Raw genomic sequence first — 20,834 nt, forward strand, 5'->3', positions numbered from 1 at the left:
GCCGCGGCGTGAAATAGCCGGTCGCTCCGGTGGATCTCGCGACGGCCCCGCCGACCGGTTCCGGAAGAACGCCGGCCGGCCTGTCGCCTTTACGCCCGCGGGCCGGTCACCCGAATGGCGGGACGACGGGAATTCCTACCCGATTATCCCCGGCCTGTCATTCCTCGTGTTTCTCTCACGGGAGGCCGGCGGCCGGTCCCGGGCCTCCCGGTGCCCTTCGCGCGGACGTCGGCCATGAGCAGGTTGAGATGTGCATGACGATTCCTGCCGGACCCCGGAGTCCACTTCCGTGCCCGCCGACGCGTGACCCCGGCCGCGGATCCCGCGTTGTCTCTACATGAGCCGGGAACCGCCCGGCTCACGCACCGAGTCCGAGGAGCCACCCGTGCCGCGCATGCTCGACGTCAGCCAGGACGTACGTGCCGAGATCGGCGACGCCGAAGCCGACCGGCTGCTCGTCGGCGACAGCGCCCCCGGCAGTTACGACTGCACCTCCTGCCGCACCCCCGGCGACTCCGACCAGGAACGCACCAGCACGGTGCTGTTCATCGGCGACGAGACCGCCGTGCTCGCGTTCGCCCACGCGACGTGCATCCCCTCGCAGGTCGTCAAGGTGGCGGAGGACCAGCTCCAGGGCGCGGTGCGCAGCATCACCGGCAGCGAGCAGAAGAATACGGAGGGGCTCATGCCCGAACAGGCCGTCCTCGGCATCACCAGCGGTCTCGTCCTCATCGAGGACGACGTCCGCCCGGCCCTCGTCGTGGAACCGACGGGACCGGTCGCCCGCCCCGGCACCGACGGCAGCGGGGGCGACGAATTCCTCCAGCTGCTGCTGGAACAGGGCTTCCGCCCCGCCCCCGATCTGAACCGGCTGCCCGAGGTGCTTCCCGGCTGGTCGGTGCTGCTCGCCGTGGGCCAGCTGCACGCCGTGCTCCAGCCGGGCGCCGGCGGCGGCACCCCGGTCGCCTGGTGGCAGGCGCACCAGCCGCTCCAGGTGACCGACGGCTGGCGGGCCGCGGTCAACAAGTCGCAGACGGTCCTCGTCTTCGCGGCGCCGGCCGGCACCATCGGCCAGCAGCCGCGCGAGGATCTGCTCCGGGACGCCCTGGAGAAGGCCGCGGTCAACGGTCAGCTGGTCGCCGCGTCGATGCCGCTGGCCGGGACCTGATCGTGTCCGCCCGGCTCGGACACCCCCGCCGAACAGCGTTTTCTCCGCCGGGACCGCATCCGACGGGCGACGGGGTCGTTGGCACCTACGTGCACTCATACGACCCCTCCCGCCAGCACCAGAGCCACATCCCTGCCATGCGTCCCTCGCAGGATCCATCGGGGGCCCCCTCCTCCACCCCGATCTACGACGCGCTGTACTCCGAGTACCGGCGCTCGTTCCGGGCGTTGCCGGGCGACCGGAGCGGAGAGGAGAACCTCGGCTTCCACGCCTTCGGCGCCGGGCTCTTCGCCTCCCGGGCGCCGCTGAGCGGCCATCCGGCCCCCGGCGGGCACGGCGGCCAGGGCCAGCACGGCGGGAGTCTCGGTTCCTGGCAGCGGGTGGGCCGGCACGCCGGACGGCAGCGGCCCGCGGCCCTGCCGCCGGGCTCACGGGAGTCCTGAGGGACGGCGGACGCCGGAAGCACGACGGAGCCCCGGACCGCTCATCGCGAGCGGTCCGGGGCTCCGTCGTGCCGGAGGCTACTTGTTGCGTCCGCGCTTCTCGCGGACCCGGACCGAGATGTGGATCGGGGTACCCTCGAAGCCGAACTCCTCGCGCAGCCGGCGCTCGACGAAGCGGCGGTAGCCGTGCTCCAGGAAGCCGGAGGCGAAGAGCACGAAGCGCGGCGGCTTGGTGCCCGCCTGCGTGCCGAACAGGATGCGCGGCTGCTTTCCGCCGCGGACCGGGTGCGGGTGGGAGGCGACGATCTCGCCGAGGAAGGCGTTCAGCCGGCCCGTGGGGACGCGGGTCTCCCAGCCCTCGATCGCGGTCTCGATCGCCGGGACCAGCTTCTCCATGTGGCGGCCGGTGACCGCGGAGACGTTGACGCGCGGGGCCCAGGAAATCTGCGCCAGCTCCGTCTCGATCTCGCGCTCCAGGTAGTAGCGGCGCTCCTCGTCGAGGGTGTCCCACTTGTTGAAGGCGACGACGAGCGCCCGACCGGCCTCCACGGCCATGGTGATGATCCGCTGGTCCTGGACGCTGATGGACTCGCTGGAGTCGATCAGGACGACGGCGACCTCGGCCTTCTCCACGGCGGCGGCGGTGCGCAGCGAGGCGTAGTAGTCCGCGCCCTCCTGGAGGTGGACCCGGCGGCGGATGCCGGCCGTGTCGATGAACTTCCAGGTGATCCCGCCGAGCTGGATCAGCTCGTCGACCGGGTCGCGCGTGGTGCCGGCCTGCTCGTTGACGACGACCCGGTCCTCGCCGGCGACCTTGTTCAGGAGGGAGGACTTGCCGACGTTCGGGCGGCCGATCAGCGCGATCCGGCGCGGGCCGCCGAGCGCGGTGCCGAACTTCTGCGCCGGCGCGTCCGGCAGCGCTTCGAGGACCGCGTCCAGCATGTCGCCGGTGCCGCGGCCGTGCAGCGAGGAGACCGGGTAGGGCTCTCCGAGGCCGAGCGACCACAGGGCGGTGGCGTCCGCCTCGCCGCTCTGGCCGTCGACCTTGTTGGCGCAGAGCACGACGGGCTTCTTGGCCCGGCGCAGCAGCTTGACGACGGCCTCGTCGGTGTCGGTGGCCCCGACCGTCGAGTCGACCACGAAGACGACCGCGTCGGCCGTCTCGATGGCGTACTCGGCCTGGGCGGCGACGGAGGCGTCCAGGCCCAGCACGTCCTGCTCCCAGCCGCCGGTGTCGACGACCTTGAAGCGGCGGCCGGCCCATTCGGCCTCGTAGCTGACGCGGTCGCGGGTGACGCCGGGCTTGTCCTGCACGACGGCCTCGCGGCGGCCGATGATCCGGTTCACCAGGGTCGACTTGCCGACGTTGGGGCGGCCGACGACGGCGAGCACGGGAAGCGGGCCGTGACCGGCCTCGTCAAGGGCTCCCTCGACCTCGTCGGGGTCGAAGCCCTCCTGCGCGGCGAGCTCCATGAACTCCGCGAACTCGGCATCGCCAAGTGCTCCGTGCTCGTGGTCCGAGCCCTCGGAGTGAATCTGGTCGTTCATGAAGTCCGTTCCTCTTTGCATCATCATCGATGGGCCGCTGTCCGTGCGGTCCACTACTCAAGTCCGGTCAAGTCTGGCCTATCGCCCGGTGAGGCGCTTGGCACTTTCCAGGTGGGCGGTCAGCTTCGCCTGGATCCGCAGGGTCGCCTCGTCCAGCGCCTTGCGGGTGCGCCGTCCGTCGCCGCCGCTCGCGTCGAAGGCGTCGCCGAAGACGACGTCGACCCGGCTGCGCAGCGGCGGCAGCCCCCGTATCAACCGTCCGCGGCGCTCGGTGCTTCCCAGGACGGCCACCGGGACGATCGGTGCTCCGCCCCGGACCGCGAAGTACGCCAGTCCGGCCCGCAGCGAGGCGAAGTCTCCCTCGCCCCGGGTGCCCTCGGGGAAGATCCCGAGAGCGCCGCCGTTCTCCAGCACGCCGAGCGCGTGGCCGATGGCGGTGCGGTCGACGGTCGCGCGGTCCACCTCGATCTGGCCGATCCGGTGCAGGAACGGATCGAGGGGGCCGACGAACGCCTCCTTCTTGATCAGGAAGTGCACCGGCCGGGGTGCGGTCCCCATCAGCATCGGGCCGTCGATGTTGTGCGAGTGGTTCACCGCGAGTATGACGGGTCCGGTGGCGGGCACGCGCCACGCGCCGAGCACCCGGGGCCGCCAGAGGCCGTACATCAGCCCGATGCCGATGGTCCGGCCGACCGCCGCGCCGCGCGGTGTGGGCGCGGCCTTGGGGTCGCTCACGCCGCGGTCCGCTTCTCCTCGACGAGGGTGACGACGCACTCGATGACCTGCTGGAGGGTCAGGTCGGTGGTGTCCACCTCCACGGCGTCGTCGGCCTTGGCGAGCGGCGAGGTCTTGCGGCCGGAGTCGGCCGCGTCCCGCTTGACCAGCGCCTCGCGGGTGGCGGCGACGTCGGAGCCCTTGATCTCGCCGCTGCGGCGGGCCGCGCGGGCCTCCGGGGAGGCGGTGAGGAAGATCTTGAGGTCGGCGCCGGGCAGCACGGTGGTGCCGATGTCCCGGCCCTCGACGACGATGCCGCCGCTCGCGGCGATCGAGCGCTGGAGCTCGGTGATGAGCGTGCGGACCTCGGGGACGGCGCTGACGGCGCTGACGTTGGCGGTGACCTGCTGCGTGCGGATCGGACCGGAGGCGTCCTCGCCGTCCACGGTGATCGTCGGGGCGCTCGGGTCGGTGCCGGAGACGATGGCGGGCTTGGCCGCGGCGTTCGCCACCGCCGCCGGGTCGCCGACGTCGACGCCGTTGTTGAGCATCCACCACGTGATGGCCCGGTACTGGGCGCCCGTGTCCAGGTAGCGCAGGCCCAGCTCGATGGCGACGGCCCTGGAGGTGCTCGACTTGCCGGTGCCCGAGGGCCCGTCGATGGCGACGATCACTGCGGGGCTTGCGGTTTCCACGGTGGTGGACACCTTCCTGGTACACGGGGCGGGGACGGACGGGCCACGGGACGGCCTCGTACCAGGTTACCGAGTGCGGGGCAGGGCCTCGTACCCCGTACGGCCCAGCCCCGCCCCCGGTGGCGCGGTCAGCCGCGGATCGACCAGCCGCGCTCCTTGAGCGCCGCGCCGAGCGGGCCGGCCGCGCTCGGTTCCACCATGAGCTGGACCAGGCCCGCCTGCTGGCCGGTGGCGTGCTCGATCCGGACGTCCTCGATGTTCACCCCGGCCCGGCCGGCGTCGGCGAAGATCGCGGCGAGCTCGCCCGGCCGGTCGCCGATGAGGACGGCCACCGTCTCGTACGCGGCGGGGGCGGAGCCGTGCTTGCCGGGGACCCGGACGCGGCCCGCGTTGCCCCGGCGCAGCACGTCCTCGATGGCCTCGGCCCCCGCGCTCCGCTTCTCCTCGTCGGCGGAGTGCAGGCCGCGCAGCGCCCGTACGGTCTCCTCCAGGTCGGCGGCGACCCCGGCGAGCACGTCGGCGACCGGGCCGGGGTTGGCGGTCAGGATCTCCACCCACATCCGCGGGTCGGACGCGGCGATCCGGGTGACGTCGCGGATGCCCTGGCCGCACAGGCGCACGGCGTTCTCGTCGGCCTCCGCGAGCCGCGCGGCGACCATGGAGGAGATCAGCTGCGGGGTGTGCGAGACGAGGGCGACGGCCCGGTCGTGGGCGTCGGCGTCCATCACCACGGGGACGGCCCGGCACAGGGCGACCAGTTCCAGCGCGAGGTTGAGGACGTCGGTGTCGGTGTCCCGGGTCGGGGTGAGGACCCAGGGACGGCCCTCGAAGAGGTCGGCGGTGGCGGCGAGCGGTCCGGAGCGCTCCTTGCCCGCCATGGGGTGGGTGCCGATGTACGGCGTGAGGTCGAGGCCGAGCGCCTCCAGCTCGCGGCGCGGTCCGCCCTTGACGCTGGCGACGTCCAGGTAGCCGCGGGCCGCTCCGGCGCGCATGGCGGCGGCGAGGACGGAGGCGGTGTGGGCGGGCGGCACGGCGACGACGGCCAGATCGACGCGGCCCGGGGGCGGCTCCTGCGTACCGGCGCCGAGCGAGGCGGCGGTACGGGCCGAGGCCGGGTCGTGGTCGACGAGGTGGACGTGGACGCCGCGGCCGGACAGCGCCAGGGCGGCCGACGTGCCGACGAGCCCGGTTCCGATGACGAGGGCGGTTCTCACTGGGCGATGTCCTTGCGCAGGGCGGCGGTGGCGCCGAGGTAGACGTGCTGGATCTCGGCGCGCGGGAGGCGGGTCTCGACATGGGCGAGGAGGCGGACGGCCCCGGGCATGGCCCCGGCGACGTCCAGCTCCTGGGCGCAGATCAACGGTACGTCGACGATCCCGAGGCTCCGCGCGGCGGCGGCCGGGAAGTCGCTGTGCAGGTCCGGGGTGGCGGTGAACCAGATGCTGATCAGGTCGTCGGCGGCCAGGCTGTTGCGTTCCAGGACGGCCGTCAGCAGCTCGCCCACCCGCTCGTCCATGTGTCCGGCCTCGTCCCGGTCCAGCTGGACGGCTCCCCGGACCGCTCGTACCGCCACGTCGTACCCCTTGCTGCCGTGCGCCTTCGTCCTGTCGCGGCCGGTGTCCCCGGCCGTGCTCACCCTAAGGGGCCGGAGACCGGCCGGGGACACCGTCCCGGGCGGGCGGAGCGGGCCGGGCCCGAGCCGCGCCCGAGCCGGAAAAACACCCGGCGGGCGCGGGGCGTCCTCCCGTACCCTCGCCGCCATGACCACCCCTGCCGGAGAGAGGCTCGTACGCGACCACACCGTCTACGCCTGTGTGATGGGGTCGCGCGCGTTCGGCCTGGCGACCGAGGACAGCGACACGGACCGGCGCGGGGTGTACCTCGCCCCCACCGCGCTGTTCTGGCGTCTGGACAAGCCGCCGACGCACGTGGAGGGCCCCGGGCCGGAGCGGTTCTCCTGGGAGCTGGAGCGCTTCTGCGGGCTCGCGCTGCGGGCCAACCCGAACGTGCTGGAGTGCCTGCACTCGCCGATCGTGGAGTACGCGGACGGGACCGGCCGCGAACTGCTCGCGCTGCGCGGGGCGTTCCTGTCCCGTCTCGCGCACGGCACGTTCGCGGGGTACGCGGTGGGGCGGCGCAGGAAGCTGGAGGCGCAGGTGCGGCAGCACGGGGCGCCGCGCTGGAAGGACGCGGCGCACCTGCTGCGGCTGCTGGCGAGCTGCCGGGACCTGCTGCGGACCGGCGAGCTGCGCGTCGAGGTCGGCGACGCGCGGGAGGACCTGCTCGCGGTCAGGCGGGGCGAGGTGGCCTGGCGGGAGGTGGAGCGCCGGGCGGACCGCCTCGCCGAGGAGAACGACCGCGCGGCCGAGCGCTCGCCGCTGCCGCCCGGCCCGGACCTGCCGGCGGTGGAGGACTTCCTGGTCCGGACCCGGCGGGCGTCGGCGGGAGGCTGAGGGCCACCGGGCGCGGTCGTACCGCCCGCGCCCGCAGCCGCGGCGTGTCCGCTCAGGCGTCCCAGAGCGCCCCGAGCGACAGCAGGTCGCTGCGGTACTCGACGCGCTCCGACCACTCCTTGGGCCAGGCCCCCGCGCCCAGGTGCGCCCCGGCCAGGGCCCCGGTGAGGCAGGCGATCGAGTCGGAGTCGCCGCGGGTGCAGGCCGCCCGGCGCAGGGCGGTGAGGGGGTCCTCGGGGAAGAGCAGGAAGCAGTGCAGGGCGGTGGCGAGCGCTTCCTCGGCGACCCAGCCGTCGCCGGTCCGCTCGCACGGGTCCGTCTCCGGCGACGGTTCGCGCAGGGCTTCCTGCACGGCTGCCAGCGCACTCTGGCACTCGTCCCAGCCGCGGCTGATGTACGCCTCCGGCGAGGCGTCCCCCGTGTGACGCCACAGGTCGCCGAGCCAGCGGGCCCGGTAGCGCCCGCTGTTCTCGTACGCGTAGCTGCGCAACCGGCCTATGAGGCCGAGCGGTTCGGCTCCCCGGGCGAGCAGGAGGACCGCGCGGGCGGTCAGGTCGGAGGCGGCCAGGGCGGTGGGGTGGCCGTGGGTGAGGGCGGCCTGGAGCTGTGCGGCCCCGGCGCGCTGCTCGTCGCTGAGGCCGGGGACGAGGCCGAGGGGGGCGACCCGCATGTTGGCCCCGCAGCCCTTGGAGTGCGTCTGGCTCGCCTCCTGCCAGACCGGAGTGGATTCCAACAGGCGGCAGGCGGTCAGGCAGGTGTTGCCGGGGGCCCGGTCGTTGTCCGGCGCGTGGTACCAGGCGACGAACTCCCGGCGGGCCGGGTCCACCAGCCGCTCCGGCGTGAGCAGTCCGCTGTCCATGGCGGTGCGGACGGCGCGGCCCAGGGCCAGGGTCATCTGGGTGTCGTCGGTGACGAGGGCGGGCTTCGGCAGCTCCATCCGCCGCCAGGGGCCGCATTTCGCCAGGATCGACGGCACGTCGTCGAACTCGGTGGGGAAGCCCAGGGCGTCGCCGAGGGCGAGCCCGGTCAGGGAGCCGGTGGCCGCCTGCTTGGTGAGGGTTCGGGTGGCGATGGTCATGACGTTCGTCCTTCCGGGCGCAGCAGGGGTGGGTGCAGGTCGGTGGCGCCGCCCGCCCGGTAGAGCGCGGCGGGTTTTCCCCGTCCGCCGGTGCGGCGCGGCGGGCCGTCGACGGCCTGGACGAAGCCGGGCGCGCTCAGGACCTTGCGGCGGAAGTTGGGCCGGTCCAGTCCGACCCCCCACACCGTTTCGTAGACCTGCTGGAGCTCGCCGAGGGTGAACTCCGCCGGGCAGAACTCGGTCGCCAGGCAGGTGTATTCGAGCTTGGCGCCGACCCGGTCGCGCGCGTCGGCGAGGATCCGGTCGTGGTCGAAGGCCAGCGGTCCGGCCGCACCGTCCGGCCACCAGCGGGCACTGGCCGCGTCGCCGCCGCCGCGTGGTTCGGGCAGGTCGGGCAGGAGCGCCGCGTACGCGACGGAGACGACCCTCATCCTCGGATCGCGGTACGGCTCGGTGTAGGTGCGCAGTTGTTCGAGGTGGAGCGCGCCGACGGCCTCGGGGCCCAGCCCGGTCTCCTCGGCGAGTTCGCGGCGGGCGGCGGCTTCGGCGGACTCCCGGGGCAGGACGAAGCCGCCCGGCAGCGCCCAGCGGCCCCGGAACGGCTCCTGGCCGCGTTCGACGAGCAGGACGTGCAGTGCGGCCTCGCGGACGGTGAAGACGGCGAGGTCGACGGTGACGGCGAACGGCGCGAAGGCGTGCGGGTCGTACCCCTCGGGCACGCCGGTGCTCATCGCTCCTCCGTCAGGCGTGCGGCGAAGTCCCGGTCGCCGGACCGGAGTTCGTCCCCGGAGTCGACGGCGTGGGCGAGGTGGTGGCGGCCGGCGGTCCCCACCGCCCCCGCCGCGAGCGGCCGGAGCCCGCCGGTGCGCGTGGTTCCGCGCACCGGCGGGACGGCGGTACCTGGTCCACCCCCGTGGGTCCAGGTCCACCGGCCGCACGCGGCCGGCGCGAAGGGGACGGTCCGCGGTCCGGCGTCGGCGTGCGGGCCGGACCTCGCGAACAGCGGGATGAGCAGGGCGCCGTCGGCTATGCCGGTCGGCCGGTCCACGGGACTCACACCCGCCTCCTTAATGGTCACTCTGACTATAAAGGAGGAACGGGGACGGCGAAAGGCCCGCGGCCGGTCCGTGCCGAGAACTTCCGGCAGGGACCGGCCGCGGGCCGAAGGGGGATGACGGCAGGACCTAGAGGCCGACCTCGCGCATCAGCATGCCCACCTCGGTGTTGGTGAGGCGGCGCAGCCAGCCGGACTTCTGGTCGCCCAGCGGGATCGGCCCGAAGGACGTCCGCACCAGGCGCTCGACCGGGAAGCCCGCCTCGGCGAGCATCCGGCGCACGATGTGCTTGCGGCCCTCGTGGAGGGTCACCTCGACCAGGTAGTTCTTGCCGGTGTTCTCGACCACACGGAAGTGGTCGGCGCGGGCGTAGCCGTCCTCCAGCTGGATGCCGTCCTTGAGCCGCTTGCCGAGATCGCGCGGCAGGGGGCCCTGGACGGCGGCCAGATAGGTCTTCTTCACGCCGTACTTGGGGTGCGTGAGGCGGTGGGCCAGCTCACCGTGGTTGGTGAGCATGATGATGCCCTCCGTCTCGGTGTCCAGCCGGCCGACGTGGAACAGCCGCGTCTCGCGGTTGGTCACGTAGTCGCCGAGGCACTGGCGGCCGTCCGGGTCCTCCATCGAGGAGACGACCCCGGCGGGCTTGTTGAGCGCGAAGAACAGGTAGGACTGCGCCGCGACGGTCAGACCGTCGACCTTGATCTCGTCCTGGTGCACGTCGACGCGCATGCCCTGCTCGACGACGATCTCGCCGTTGACCTCGACGCGGGCCTGCTCGATCAGCTCCTCGCACGCGCGGCGCGAGCCCATGCCGGCCCGCGCCAGCACCTTCTGCAGCCGCTCGCCCTCCTGCTCCGCGCCCGGGTGGGTCTTGGGGAGCTTGACGTCCGGCTTGTCCGCGTACCGGTCGCGGTTGCGCTGCTCGATCTTGGCGTCCAGTTCACGGGGACGCGAGGGGGCGCCGCGCCGGGGGCCGCCGCCGCGCGCGCCGCCGCCCTGTGCGGGCTTCGGGCCGCCCTTGGCCCCGCCGCGCGCGGCTGCGCCGCGGCCCTTGCGGGGGCCGCCGCCCTCGGAGGGGCCGCCGGAACCGGTGGCGCCGCCCACGTCGTAGCGGCGCTCCTCGGGGCGGGGACGGCGGGGGCGCTTGTCCTGCTCGTCCCGTCCGCCCGCGCTGCCGCCGCGTCCGCCGGGGCCGGCGGGACGGCCGCCCTGGCCGCCGCCCTGGCCCTGCGGGCGGAAGGATCCGCCGCCGCTGCGGCCACCGCTGCCCGCGCCGCCGCTCCGGGGGTTCCGGTCGCCGCCGCTCCGGCCGCTGCCGCTGCCGCTTCCGCTGTTCCTGCCACTGCTTCGCATCAAAATTCCGTCTTGTCGTCTGCGTGAGTATCCGGGGTGTCCGGTGCGTCCGGATCGAACGACGGCACACCCTCTAGCGTCTCAGCCTCGATCGCGTCCGCCTCCGGGAGGAAGGGCGCGAGCTCCGGGAGCTCGTCCAGGCCGCGCAGGCCCATACGCTCCAGAAAGTAGTTCGTCGTCCTGTACAGGATCGCACCTGTTTCAGGTTCCGTCCCCGCCTCGGCCACCAGGCCCCTCTGGAGCAGGGTCCGCATGACGCCGTCGCAGTTCACTCCGCGCACCGCCGAGACCCGCGAACGGCTCACCGGCTGCCGGTAGGCGACGACCGCCAGGGTCTCCAGCGCGGCCTGGGTGAGCCGGGCGTGCTGGCCGTCCAGGACGAAGCCCTCGACGGCAGCCGCGTACGCGGGGCGGGTGTAGAAGCGCCAGCCGCCCGCGACGAGCCGCAGGTCGAAGCCGCGGCGCTGCACGGTGTACTCGTCGGCCAGCTCCCGCAGGGCGTCCGCCACGGCTCTGGGCGGGCGCTGGAGCACCTTGGCGAGCTGGTCGGCGGTGGCGGGCTCGTCGACGACCATGAGGACCGCCTCCAGGGCGGGCTTCAGATCGAGCGCCGCGACCGCGCCCTCGTCGTGCCCGCCCTCGGCTGCGGTGATCTGCGCGTTCATACCCGTACGTCCTCCTCGGCCGTCCCGTTGATCTCCTGGTCGAACTCGTCCGTCACCGCCGGCTCCGCCTCCGCCCCGCCGCACCAGGCCACCAGCAGGTCGCCCAGCGCCTCGTCCTGGTCGAGGGTGACGGCCTTCTCGCGGAAGAGCTCCAGCAGGGCGAGGAAGCGGGCCACGACGGTGAGGGTGTCCGGCGCGTCCCGGGTCAGCAGCCGGAAGCTCACCGCGGCCCCGGCCTCGCGCAGCCGCTCCACGACGATCGCGGCCTGCTCCCGCACGCTGACCAGCGGGGCGTGGATGTGGTCGACGTACACCTCGGGCTTCGGCCTCGGCCGCATCGCCTTCACCGCGAGCTTCGCGAAGCCCTCGGGTCCGATGCTGATGACCACCTCGGGCAGCAGCTCCGCGTGGTGGTCCTCCAGTCCGACGGTACGGGGGCGGCGGCGGGCCTCGAACTCCAGCCGGCCGCTGAAGATCTCGGCGATCCTTTTGTACGCGCGGTACTGCAGCAGCCGGGCGAAGAGCAGGTCCCGGGCCTCCAGGAGCGCCAGGTCCCCCTCGTCCTCGACCTCGGCGGCGGGCAGCAGCCGGGCGGCCTTGAGGTCGAGCAGGGTGGCGGCGACGACGAGGAATTCGGTGGTCTGGTCGAGATCCCAGTCGGGTCCCATGGCCCGGATGTGGGCCATGAACTCGTCGGTGACCTTGGAGAGCGCGACCTCGGTCACGTCCAGCTTGTGCTTGGAGATCAGCTGGAGGAGGAGGTCGAAGGGGCCCTCGAAGTTGGTCAGCCGTACGGTGAACCGCCCGCCGTCCGCCCCCACGCCGCCGCTCCCGGCCCCGGCCTCTCCGGCGGTCCCGGCCTCTTCCCCGGCCCCAGCCCTTCGCCCGGCCGCAGCCTCTTCGGCGGCCATGACCTCTTCGGCGGTCCCGGAGTCTTCGGCGGCCTCCTCCCCGGGCGGGTCCGGCGGCGGCGCGGCGACGCCCGGTCCGCGGCCCAGGGCACGGCGGCGCGGGCTGGCGGGGTCGTCGGTCGTCGGCATGGCGCGGTCCAGGGGTGCGGCGGCGGGTCACGGGTCGGGCGCGGGCGGGCCCGGACGCCGCCGGCGGCGGAATGCGCCCCGGCTCCGGCTCACGGACCGGGTCCGCCGGTCGGCGGGCCCTCGGGGCAGGCTACCGGCGCGGCGCCGGTCAGCGTCCGCGCAGCCGCCGTACGAGGATGCTCGCGTCGCCCCGGGACTCCAGGTCCGCCAGGACCACCGCCACCGCCTCGCGCACGATGCGCCCGCGGTCCACGGCGAGGCCGTGTTCGCCGCGCAGGACGAGGCGGGCGTGTTCGAGGTCCATCAGCTCCTCGGCCGAGACGTAGACCGTGATCTTCTCGTCGTGCCGCTCCCGGCCGCTGGGACGCCGGTTGGCCCCGCGTCCGCCTCCGCCGCCGCGCCTGCGCTGCTGCTGGACGGCCGCGGCCGGCTCCGCCGGGGTGGCGGAGGGCGCGGGCCGGTCGCCGGTGGCGGCCTTGGCCGCCTGCCGGTCGGCCTCGCCGGCGCGGCTGCGCGAGTCGCCGCCGTCGGCGTCGGCCGCGGCGTGTTCCTCACGGGGCTCGGAGCGGTCCGCGGGGTCGCCGCCCTGACCGCCCGCGCCCGGCGCCCGGCCCGCGGAGTCGCTCTCCCCGGCGGGTGCGGGCACCCGGGGCTCGGCGTTCGCCTTGCGTCGCCGGTCCGCCGGCGAGGAGGACTGCAGGCCCGTGCCCCCGGTGGTGCGGAACAGTTCGTCGGCCCCCGGCAGACTCACTCGGCGTGACACCGGGCGAGCACCTCCCTGGCGAGCTGGCGATAGGCGGCGGCGCCGACCGAGTTGGACGCGTAGGTGGTGATGGGTTCACCGGCGACCGTGGTCTCCGGGAAGCGGACGGTGCGTCCGATGACCGTGTGGTAGACGTGCTCGTCGAAGGCCTCGACGACACGCGCCAGGACCTCGCGGCTGTGCACCGTACGGGAGTCGTACATGGTGGCGAGGATGCCGTCGAGCTCCAGCTCCGGGTTGAGCCGCTCCTGGACCTTCTCGATGGTCTCGGTGAGCAGTGCGACCCCGCGCAGCGCGAAGAACTCGCACTCCAGCGGCACTATGACCTTGTGAGCGGCCGTCAGGGCGTTCACGGTGAGCAGGCCGAGCGAGGGCTGACAGTCGATCACGATGTAGTCGTAGTCGGCCATCAGCGGCTTGAGGGCGCGCTGGAGCGTGGACTCCCGGGCCACCTCGCTGACGAGCTGCACCTCGGCGGCCGACAAGTCGATGTTGCTCGGCAGCAGGTCCATGTTGGGCACGGCGGTCTTCAGCAGGACCTCGTCGGCGGCCATGCCCCGCTCCATGAGCAGGTTGTAGACCGTGAGGTCGAGCTCCATCGGGTTGACCCCGAGGCCGACCGAGAGGGCGCCCTGCGGGTCGAAGTCGACGAGCAGGACCCGGCGTCCGTACTCCGCGAGCGCGGCGCCCAGGTTGATGGTCGACGTGGTCTTGCCGACGCCGCCCTTCTGGTTGCACATCGCGATGATCTTCGCGGGGCCGTGGTCGGTCAGGGGCCCCGGGATCGGGAAGTACGGCAGGGGCCGTCCGGTCGGGCCGATGCGCTCGCGGCGCTGGCGCGCGGCGTCGGGCGCGAGCGTGGCCGCGTACTCCGGGTCGGGCTCGTACTCGGCGTCGGGGTCGTAGAAGTGCCCCTCGGGCACCTCGGCGAAGTCGGCGAAGCGGTCGGTGTCCCGGCTGCTCTCGTTGCCGGCCGTGGCGTTCACGTTTGGGCCGTCCATCATCTGGGGGGCTGTCGTCATGTGCTGTTGAGTGGCGAAGGTGCGGACAGCGACGGAGCCGACAGCTTCGAGCCCGATCGGGCTCAGACCTCGTGCGGGCATCCCTGGTTGACCACCCCCGGGAGTAATTGTCGACTCATTCACAAGTCGTCTTACCTCCTTGGACATGACCAGGAAACTTATCGATAGGTCAGCGTGGCACCATGCCGACGATTGGCGACTCTATGGCGTGTCACCGGTCCGCAGCAACACAATCCGCCGGACCCGGCCCGTTGTGTCGGCAATCGAACACCTCCCTGTCAAGGGTGCACAGCGAGCAAGCCGCACATTTCACCGGGGCACGAATGGGGAGAAGGGTTACCTTCGAGGCGAGTTGCGCGAGGACCTCGCGGGGCCCCGACACGCCTCCGGCCGGACCTTGCTCGGCAAGGTCCGGCCGGACGAGCGATGTTGACGGGAGGCGTTGACCCGTCAGCCGAGCAGGCTGCTCAGCTCGACGTGCGGGAGGCCGTGCGCCTCGGCCACCTCGCGGTAAACGACCTGGCCCTCATGGGTGTTGAGGCCCTTGGCCAGGGCGGCGTCGCGGCGCAGGGCGTCGGCCCAGCCGCGGTTCGCCAGCTCCACGATGTAGGGGAGCGTGGCGTTGGTGAGGGCGTACGTCGAGGTGTTCGGCACCGCGCCGGGCATGTTGGCGACGCAGTAGAAGACGGACCCGTGGACCGGGAAGGTCGGCTCGGCGTGAGTGGTCGGGTGCGAGTCCTCGAAGCAGCCGCCCTGGTCGATCGCGATGTCGACAAGGACACTTCCGGGCTTCATCTTGGCGACGAGCTCGTTGGTGACCAGCTTCGGGGCCTTGGCTCCGGGGATCAGGACGGCGCCGATCACGAGGTCGGCCTCGACGACGGCCTTCTCCAGCTCGAAGGCGTTGGAGACGACGGTCTGCACCTTGGTGCCGAAGATCTTGTCGGCCTCGCGCAGCTTGTTGATGTCGCGGTCGAGCAGCGTGACGTGGAAGCCGAGGCCCACGGCGATCTGCGTGGCGTTCCAGCCGGAGACGCCGCCGCCGATGACGACGGCCTTGCCGGCCGCCGTGCCGGGCACGCCGCCGGGCAGCACGCCGCGACCGCCGACCGAGCGCATCAGGTGGTAGGCGCCGACCTGCGGGGCGAGGCGGCCCGCGACCTCGGACATCGGGGCGAGCAGCGGGAGGGCGCGGTTCGCGGTCTCGACCGTCTCGTACGCGATGGCGGTGGTGCCGGACTCCAGCAGCGCGTCGGTGCACTCGCGGGAGGCGGCGAGGTGCAGGTACGTGAAGAGCGTCTGGCCCTTGCGGAGGCGGTGGTACTCCTCGGCGATGGGCTCCTTGACCTTCAGCAGCAGGTCGGCGGCGGCCCACACCTCGTCCGCGGTGGCCAGGATGCCCGCTCCGGCCGCCACGTACTCCTCGTCCGTGATGGAGGAGCCGGCGCCGGCGTTCCGCTCGATGACGACCTGGTGGCCGTGACGGACGAGCTCATGCACTCCGGCAGGGGTGATCGCCACCCGGAACTCGTTGTTCTTGACTTCGCGGGGGATGCCGACCTTCACGTCGATCACGGTCCTTGGCTCGGAGGGTTGCGTCCGGGCACAGCAGTACAGACCCAGACAAAAACAGCGTAAATGGAGACGCCACGGAGTATCGCGGCAGAGCCAGTCTAATGAAGGACGACGCGCTGTCTAGCCTTACAAAGCATTAATTTTCCGCCGAAGGACTGCGGATTTCGTAGGCTGCACCCTCTCCACCCAGCAATCTGTCGGCAGCACCGCGATGCAGACCGGCGGCGGCCGGGTCGCCGAGCCGGTCCAGCGTGTCGGCCAGCCGGAGCTGGAGCGCCGCCTGAAGGCGCACGTCGTCGGCCCGCCGGGCCAGCTCGACGGCCTCCCGGCAGGTCTGCAACGACTCCTGCGGGCGGCCCGCGTACTCCTGCACCCGGGCGGCCTCGCTCACCGCCCGCGCCTGGGCCGCCAGGTCGCCGAGCCTGCGGTGCCCGGCCGCCGCGGCCCGCCAGTTCCGCAGCGCCTCGCCGTAGCGCCCGGCGTACGTGTGGACGGCGCCGAGCCGTCCGTACAGCCGCGCCTCGTCCGCCCGCTCCCCCTGGGTCAGGCGCTGGGCGAGCGCCCTGCCGTACCAGTCGGCGGCCCGGTGGAAGTCGCCGAGTTCGGCGTACGCCCCGCCTACGGATTCCATCGCGCGCCCCGTCGCGTAGAGGTCGCGGGCCGCCCGTCCGGCGTCCAGCGCGGCCCGGTAGCGGGTCAGGGCGTCCCGGGTGCGGCCGGTCCTGGCGTCCAGGTCGGCGAGGTTGAGCAGCGCCGCGGCCCGCTCGCGGGGCAGGTCGCGGCGCACGGCGACGTCCAGCACCAGGCTGTGCAGCCCGTACAGCTCCGGGGCCGCGTCCTCGGTGCCGCGGTGCGCCGCGAGGGCCCGCACCAGCGCGGCCACCAGCCGGCGGGCCAGGGTGTCCAGTTCGCCGTCCGCCACGGCGAGCCGGGCGGAGGCGAGCAGAGCGGGCTGGCGCAGCCGGAGCCAGACGCCCGCCTCCTCGGCGTTCGGGAAGCGCAGCGAGCGGGGCAGCCCGGCGAGCCTGCGCCGCGCGCCCGAGTCCTCCGGTTCGGTGACCGCCCGGCAGGACTGGAGCCGGCGCACGGTCCGCTCCAGCATCCGGGCGCGGGCCAGCTGGATCTCGGCGGGCCGGTCCCGGTCCTCCATCAGCGCCCGCAGCAGGGGTGCGAGGCAGCCGGGCACCCCGTACTGCGGGTGCGCGGCTCCGTCGGTGCGCAGCAGGCCCAGCCGTACGAAGTCCTCCAGCGTCGACTCCGCGGCCGAGATCGAGCAGCCGGCCAGCGCGGACGCGGTGTGGGCGTCGGCGAGTCCGGCGGGGGCGAGGGCCAGCAGCCGCAGTATCCGGGCGGCGGCCTGCGGCAGGGAATCGTGGACCAGGCGGAGCGCGCGGGCCAGCGGGCGGGCGCCCGCGGGCTGCTGCTCGTCGGAGTCCGGCAGCTCGCGCAGTCGCCTGGCGACGTCGGCGACGGTGGCCATGGGGTGCGCGGCCAGCCAGCCGCCGACCAGGACGAGCGCGGCCGGCTGTCCGCCGCACGCCTCGGCGAGGGCTTCGGCGGTGCGCGGGTCGACGGTGATGCGCACCTGTCCGATGGCGCGGGCGAGCAGCCGGACACAGGCGCCCGCCTCCAGGCCGCCGAGGGCGCAGGGCCGTACGTCGGGGACTCCGGTCAGGGGGCCGGTGGCGGTCGCGACGACCAGGCAGTCCGGGTCGTCCGGGAGGAGCGGGTCGACCTGCTCGGCGTCGACCGCGTCGTCGAGCACCAGGACGACCCGGCGCGCGGCGAGGGCCGCGCGGACCATCCCGGAGAGTTCGTCCTGGCCCGCGCCGGGCGGCACGGCCAGCTCCAGCAGGCCGAGGATCTCCTGCGCGGTCTGCTCGGTGGCGACGCGTTCGCCGCCGGGGCGGGTGAGGCCGACGCGCAGGATGCCGTCGGGGTAGTCGCCGGAGCCCGTGCCGGGCACGGCCCACGGAAGCGCGCCCGTCCCGCTCTCCGGGGCGCGGCGGACATCGGTTCCGCAGAGGGCGCCGGCCAGCGCCTCGGCGAGCGCGCTGCGGCCGGAACCGGGGCGTCCCGCGATGAGCAGCACCCGGGCGCGGGGCGCCTTGCGGCCGGCCAGGGTGTCCAGTCCGGCGCGCTCGATGTCCGCCCGCAGGGCTTTCAACTCGCGTTCTCTGCCGAAGAATCGGGGCGGGGCGGCGCCGGGCGGCTCCTCGGTTCCCGCAGCTTCGGCCGGGCCGCTGGTGTCCACCGCCTGATCGGTCACGAGCCACGCTCCACTTCGCTGCACGCGGGTGCCCGCCGGAACTCCGGTCGGGGCCTTTCGAGCGTAGTTCAGCTGTGGTGATGATCACTGCGGCACGGGGCGGGACCGCACCGAACCTCCCCCGATCGGATCAGCATTTCTTACGATCATCCGTCTGTGAGGAGTCGGTGCCGTGAGGAGTCGGTGCCGTGGGGAGCCGGTTCCCGTCCGGCCCGGCGGACGGGAACCGGAGCGGACGGGAGTCGGAGCGGACGAGAGTCGGAGCGGACGAGAGCCGGGGCGGACGGGCCGTCAGACCTCGAAGGGGCGGGCCGGCCACGGCGCCTCGGCGGGCCGCAGCGAGTCCACGCCGTCGCCGGCCAGAACGGCGGTCAGCGCGAGCACGCCGACGACGAGGCAGTTGTTGTGCAGGTCCCCCGCGATCACCGAGCGCACCAGCTCGGGCAGCGGCACCCGGGCCAGCTCCATGTCGGCCTCCTCCTCGGCGACCGCGAAACGCTCGCCCTGCGCCTCGGAGAGGTCCCGGGCCAGGAAGATCCGCACCGCCTCGTCGCAGCCGCCGGGCGTGGTGTAGACGTCGGTCAGCACCCGCCAGTCCTCGGCCTTGACGTACGCCTCCTCGTACAGCTCGCGCTGGGCGGCGTGCAGCGGGTTCTCCCCGGGGACGTCGAGCAGCCCGGCCGGAATCTCCCAGAGCCGGTGGCGCACCGGATGGCGGTACTGGCGCAGGACGACCACGCGGTCGTCGTCGTCGATCGCGAGGACCGCGACGGAGCCGGGGTGGACCTGGTAGTCGCGGTGCACGACGGCGCCGTCCGGCATCACCACGTCGTCGGTGCGGACGCTGGTCTTGTTGCCGGTGAAGGGAGTCACGCTCGCGGTGACCCGCCATTCCTCGGGCGTGTCCTGGATACCCATGTACGTCCTCCCGTGAACAAAGCAGAAACCGGGGTACGGATCCGCTGCGGATCCGTACCCCGGTCAACCGTAGTGCCTCGGCGTTATCCGGCCGTGCCGCCCGCGGCGAGCCGGCGCTCGACGGCGGCCCTCACCAGACCCGCGAAGAGCGGGTGCGGGCGGGTCGGACGCGAGCGCAGCTCCGGGTGCGCCTGGGTGGCGACCAGGTAGGGGTGGACCTCGCGGGGGTACTCGACGTACTCGACGAGCTTGTTGTCCGGGGAGGTGCCGGAGAAGACCAGTCCGGCCTTCTTCTCCAGCTCGCCGCGGTAGGCGTTGTTGACCTCGTAGCGGTGGCGGTGGCGCTCCTCCACGTACGGCTCGCCGGCGTACGCCTCGCGCACCAGGGAGCCCTCGGCGAGCTTGGCCGGGTAGAGGCCGAGCCGCATGGTGCCGCCGAGGTCGCCCGCGCCCTCGACGTAGGCCAGCTGCTCCTCCATCGTCGAGATGACCGGGTGGGAGGTGGCGGCGTCGAACTCGGTGGAGTTGGCGTCGGGGATCTCGGCGAGGCTGCGCGCCGCCTCGATCACGATGCACTGGAGGCCCAGGCAGAGGCCGAGCAGCGGGATCCTGTTCTCGCGGGCGTGGCGGATGGCGCCGACCTTGCCGTCCACCCCGCGCTCGCCGAAGCCGCCGGGGATGCAGATCGCGTCGACGTCGCCCAGGTGCTCGGCCGCGCCGGCCGGGGTGCGGCAGTCGTCGGAGGTGACCCACTTGACCTTGACCCGGGCCTTGTTGGCGAAACCGCCGGCGCGGATCGCCTCGGTGACCGAGAGGTAGGCGTCGGGCAGGTCGATGTACTTGCCGACCAGGGCGACGGTGACCTCGTGGTCGGGGTTGTGCACCCGGTCCAGCAGGTCGTCCCAGGTGGTCCAGTCGACGTCCCGGAACGGCAGGTCGAGCTTGCGCACGACGTAGGCGTCCAGGCCCTCGGTGTGCAGCACCTTGGGGATGTCGTAGATCGACTTGGCGTCGATCGCCGCGACGACCGCCGCCTCGTCGACGTCGCACATCAGCGAGATCTTGCGCTTGATGGAGGTGGGGACGTCGCGGTCGGCGCGCAGCACGATGGCGTCCGGCTGGATGCCGATGTTGCGCAGGGCCGCCACCGAGTGCTGGGTGGGCTTGGTCTTCAGCTCGCCGGAGGGGCCGATGTAGGGCAGCAGCGAGATGTGCACGACGAAGACGTTGTCCCGGCCCACCTCGTGGCGGACCTGGCGCACGGTCTCCAGGAACGGCAGCGACTCGATGTCGCCGACCGTGCCGCCGACCTCGGTGATGACGACGTCCACGTCGTCGGTGGCCATGCGGCGGATGCGGTGCTTGATCTCGTTGGTGATGTGCGGGATGACCTGGACCGTGTCGCCCAGGTACTCGCCGCGCCGCTCCTTGGCGATGACCTGCGAGTAGACCTGGCCGGTGGTCACGTTGGCGGAGCCGTCGAGGTCCACGTCGAGGAAGCGCTCGTAGTGGCCGATGTCCAGGTCGGTCTCGGCGCCGTCGTTGGTGACGAACACCTCGCCGTGCTGGAAGGGGTTCATCGTGCCCGGGTCGACGTTGAGGTAGGGGTCGAGCTTCTGCATGGTGACCCGCAGGCCCCGTGCCTTGAGCAGAGCACCCAGGCTGGAGGCAGTCAGACCCTTGCCGAGGGAGGAGGCGACACCCCCGGTGACGAAGATGTGCTTGGTCGTCGTGGATGTGGGCTGCATAGCCAAAGGGGGCTCCCGTGGTCGCGATCGTGAGGTGCGTACCGGCCGCCGAACCGGGGTTGCCGGCGGTGCCGTCGCTGCGGTTCGGGGGCCTCGTCCGCTGTCGCGAACGACCACCGGTCCACGGGCTACCAGGGTAACAGCGACGGGGAGGGGCTGCTTCCGGCCACTGCCTGCACAGCGGCCTCACACCTTCCCCCCAGTCGTTTCACGTCCCACCCGATCAGCTCAGAGATGTTGCGGAGACCGTCGCGCGGATCTTGCGGGTGCGTCGTATCCTGCTCGGACACTCTCTGCCGAGACGGCCGGACGGCGGCAGCACCCAGG

At 73.2% G+C, this 20,834-nt stretch carries 20 protein-coding genes; 3 read left to right on the top strand and 17 right to left on the bottom strand.

Features of this window, described 5'->3' with window-relative positions; genetic code table 11:
• The first annotated feature begins 385 nt into the window (after nt 1-385).
• Together EES43_RS04915 and EES43_RS04920 are read left to right on the top strand one after the other, a co-directional pair.
• Nucleotides 386-1,168, top strand: a complete 783-nt coding sequence (locus tag EES43_RS04915; RefSeq protein WP_124267546.1) for a hypothetical protein — start codon at nt 386-388, stop codon at nt 1,166-1,168.
• Between the two features lie 137 nt (nt 1,169-1,305).
• A complete protein-coding gene (locus EES43_RS04920) occupies nt 1,306-1,611 on the top strand; it encodes a hypothetical protein (RefSeq protein WP_124267547.1) in 306 nt (101 codons plus the stop codon).
• A 78-nt stretch (nt 1,612-1,689) separates the two neighbouring features.
• Here the strand turns inward: EES43_RS04920 and der are convergent, their stop codons facing one another.
• The 5 genes from der to aroH all read right to left on the bottom strand — a co-directional run bounded on the left by der (nt 1,690) and on the right by aroH (nt 6,141).
• Nucleotides 1,690-3,159 carry a ribosome biogenesis GTPase Der gene (gene der, locus EES43_RS04925; protein WP_124267548.1) on the bottom strand — a complete coding sequence of 490 codons (1,470 nt, stop codon included), beginning with the start codon at nt 3,157-3,159 and terminating at the stop codon, nt 1,690-1,692.
• A 78-nt stretch (nt 3,160-3,237) separates the two neighbouring features.
• The gene (locus EES43_RS04930) at nt 3,238-3,894 is read right to left on the bottom strand and encodes a lysophospholipid acyltransferase family protein (protein ID WP_124267549.1); all 657 of its coding nucleotides are present in this window, start codon (nt 3,892-3,894) and stop codon (nt 3,238-3,240) included.
• Complete coding sequence (gene cmk, locus EES43_RS04935) at nt 3,891-4,580, bottom strand: (d)CMP kinase (protein ID WP_124267550.1); 690 nt, start codon at nt 4,578-4,580, stop codon at nt 3,891-3,893. Before cmk ends, EES43_RS04930 begins: the two co-directional genes overlap by 4 nt.
• Nucleotides 4,581-4,696: 116 nt before the next feature.
• Complete coding sequence (locus EES43_RS04940) at nt 4,697-5,782, bottom strand: prephenate dehydrogenase (RefSeq protein WP_124267551.1); 1,086 nt, start codon at nt 5,780-5,782, stop codon at nt 4,697-4,699.
• Nucleotides 5,779-6,141 (bottom strand): chorismate mutase, encoded by a 363-nt coding sequence (gene aroH / locus EES43_RS04945; protein WP_124267552.1) that lies wholly within the window; start codon nt 6,139-6,141, stop codon nt 5,779-5,781. Before aroH ends, EES43_RS04940 begins: the two co-directional genes overlap by 4 nt.
• A gap of 187 nt (nt 6,142-6,328) precedes the next feature.
• Here aroH and EES43_RS04950 point away from each other — a divergent pair, with 187 nt between their 5' ends.
• Nucleotides 6,329-7,021 (top strand): nucleotidyltransferase domain-containing protein, encoded by a 693-nt coding sequence (locus EES43_RS04950; RefSeq protein ID WP_124267553.1) that lies wholly within the window; start codon nt 6,329-6,331, stop codon nt 7,019-7,021.
• A 52-nt stretch (nt 7,022-7,073) separates the two neighbouring features.
• Here the strand turns inward: EES43_RS04950 and EES43_RS04955 are convergent, their stop codons facing one another.
• The 12 genes from EES43_RS04955 to EES43_RS05010 form a co-directional block, all read right to left on the bottom strand.
• The gene (locus EES43_RS04955; RefSeq protein WP_124267554.1) at nt 7,074-8,099 is read right to left on the bottom strand and encodes an ADP-ribosylglycohydrolase family protein; all 1,026 of its coding nucleotides are present in this window, start codon (nt 8,097-8,099) and stop codon (nt 7,074-7,076) included.
• A complete protein-coding gene (locus EES43_RS04960; RefSeq protein WP_124267555.1) occupies nt 8,096-8,830 on the bottom strand; it encodes an NUDIX hydrolase in 735 nt (244 codons plus the stop codon). The genes EES43_RS04955 and EES43_RS04960 overlap by 4 nt, the downstream gene beginning before the upstream one ends.
• A complete protein-coding gene (locus EES43_RS04965; protein ID WP_124267556.1) occupies nt 8,827-9,156 on the bottom strand; it encodes a hypothetical protein in 330 nt (109 codons plus the stop codon). Before EES43_RS04965 ends, EES43_RS04960 begins: the two co-directional genes overlap by 4 nt.
• Before the next feature lie 127 nt (nt 9,157-9,283).
• On the bottom strand, nt 9,284-10,507 hold the full coding sequence (locus tag EES43_RS04970; RefSeq protein ID WP_124267557.1) for a pseudouridine synthase: 1,224 nt from the start codon (nt 10,505-10,507) through the stop codon (nt 9,284-9,286).
• Nucleotides 10,507-11,172, bottom strand: coding sequence for an SMC-Scp complex subunit ScpB (scpB, locus tag EES43_RS04975; RefSeq protein ID WP_124267558.1), 666 nt, complete (start codon nt 11,170-11,172; stop codon nt 10,507-10,509). The genes EES43_RS04970 and scpB overlap by 1 nt, the downstream gene beginning before the upstream one ends.
• Nucleotides 11,169-12,212 carry a segregation and condensation protein A gene (locus EES43_RS04980; RefSeq protein ID WP_124267559.1) on the bottom strand — a complete coding sequence of 348 codons (1,044 nt, stop codon included), beginning with the start codon at nt 12,210-12,212 and terminating at the stop codon, nt 11,169-11,171. Before EES43_RS04980 ends, scpB begins: the two co-directional genes overlap by 4 nt.
• A gap of 148 nt (nt 12,213-12,360) precedes the next feature.
• Complete coding sequence (locus EES43_RS04985; RefSeq protein ID WP_124271791.1) at nt 12,361-12,963, bottom strand: hypothetical protein; 603 nt, start codon at nt 12,961-12,963, stop codon at nt 12,361-12,363.
• Nucleotides 12,960-14,078 (bottom strand): ParA family protein, encoded by a 1,119-nt coding sequence (locus EES43_RS31695; protein ID WP_124267560.1) that lies wholly within the window; start codon nt 14,076-14,078, stop codon nt 12,960-12,962. The genes EES43_RS04985 and EES43_RS31695 overlap by 4 nt, the downstream gene beginning before the upstream one ends.
• Before the next feature lie 369 nt (nt 14,079-14,447).
• Complete coding sequence (gene ald / locus EES43_RS04995) at nt 14,448-15,563, bottom strand: alanine dehydrogenase (protein WP_124271792.1); 1,116 nt, start codon at nt 15,561-15,563, stop codon at nt 14,448-14,450.
• 145 nt (nt 15,564-15,708) lie between these two features.
• The gene (locus EES43_RS05000; RefSeq protein WP_124267561.1) at nt 15,709-17,841 is read right to left on the bottom strand and encodes a tetratricopeptide repeat protein; all 2,133 of its coding nucleotides are present in this window, start codon (nt 17,839-17,841) and stop codon (nt 15,709-15,711) included.
• Between the two features lie 291 nt (nt 17,842-18,132).
• Complete coding sequence (locus EES43_RS05005) at nt 18,133-18,759, bottom strand: NUDIX domain-containing protein (RefSeq protein ID WP_124267562.1); 627 nt, start codon at nt 18,757-18,759, stop codon at nt 18,133-18,135.
• Between the two features lie 83 nt (nt 18,760-18,842).
• Entirely contained in the window at nt 18,843-20,507 is a 1,665-nt protein-coding gene (locus tag EES43_RS05010; protein ID WP_124267563.1) for a CTP synthase, read from the bottom strand.
• Between the last annotated feature and the right edge of the window lie 327 nt (nt 20,508-20,834).

Origin of the sequence: Streptomyces sp. ADI96-02, assembly GCF_003846185.1 — a bacterium.
In the GTDB taxonomy this organism is placed as follows: Bacteria; Actinomycetota; Actinomycetes; order Streptomycetales; family Streptomycetaceae; genus Streptomyces.